The sequence below is a fragment of the Roseibium sp. RKSG952 genome (assembly GCF_009711355.1).
Genome location: NZ_SMMF01000057.1, coordinates 1 through 229, shown reverse-complemented (window position 1 = coordinate 229; position 229 = coordinate 1). Strand labels below are relative to the sequence as shown.

General features: G+C 65.9%; 1 protein-coding gene. It reads left to right on the top strand.

Going from position 1 to position 229, the window contains the following annotated elements:
* Positions 1–11: 11 nt before the first annotated feature.
* Positions 12–229, top strand: a 218-nt coding sequence (locus E1297_RS49405; protein ID WP_209015509.1) for a hypothetical protein, incomplete at its 3' end; no start/stop codon positions are given.

The following is a 229-nucleotide window of genomic DNA, read 5'->3' as shown; positions in this document are numbered from 1 at the left end:
TGCTCCGGCGCATGGCGGAAGAAAGCGGCATCGAGACGCCCGCGGCGGAGCATCTGATCCGGCACGACCGCAAGTGTAAGAATCAGAAACTGTCCAATGAGGCCTGGGTTTACAGGACGGACCCGGATGCTCGGATCGCCCGGATGCAGGACGGCCGACGCTGGAGGTGGCGGCACAAAAGCCGGATGCGGTTGGTGCAGGGCCGGGCCCGCAAGCGCCTGCCGAATGC